The sequence below is a fragment of the Bartonella sp. M0192 genome, assembly GCF_016102305.1.
Classification (GTDB): Bacteria; Pseudomonadota; Alphaproteobacteria; order Rhizobiales; family Rhizobiaceae; genus Bartonella; species Bartonella apihabitans.
Genome location: NZ_JACFOU010000006.1, coordinates 1 through 315, shown reverse-complemented (window position 1 = coordinate 315; position 315 = coordinate 1). Strand labels below are relative to the sequence as shown.

The 315-nt window shown below is 50.5% G+C and carries 1 rRNA gene; it reads right to left on the bottom strand.

Annotated elements, in window-relative coordinates:
* Nucleotides 1-64, bottom strand: a 5S ribosomal RNA gene (gene rrf / locus H3S82_RS11140); the annotation flags it as partial.
* Nucleotides 65-315: the final 251 nt, after the last annotated feature.

Here is a 315-nt window from a genome sequence, read left to right as displayed (position 1 = left end):
AGGAGCGTTTCACGGCCGAGTTCGGAATGGGATCGGGTGCAGCCGCTCCGCTATAACCACCAGGTCGGCAAAGCGCAACAATTTTTCAAGAAGCTGATATCTTTCTGTTTTGTTCTTTTACATTCACTTTCACGCTTTAGCTCTTAAAGCGCGACCGCGCGTCGTCCACTTTTGGCCGCCCTCGCGGAGGGCTGCGCCCCAAGAGCGCAGTAAAGTGATCTTTGCACAGCAAAGATGAACATTTGTAATGGGAACGATCAAGTCAATCGAACGATTAGTATCAGTAAGCTCCATGTGTCACCACACTTCCACACC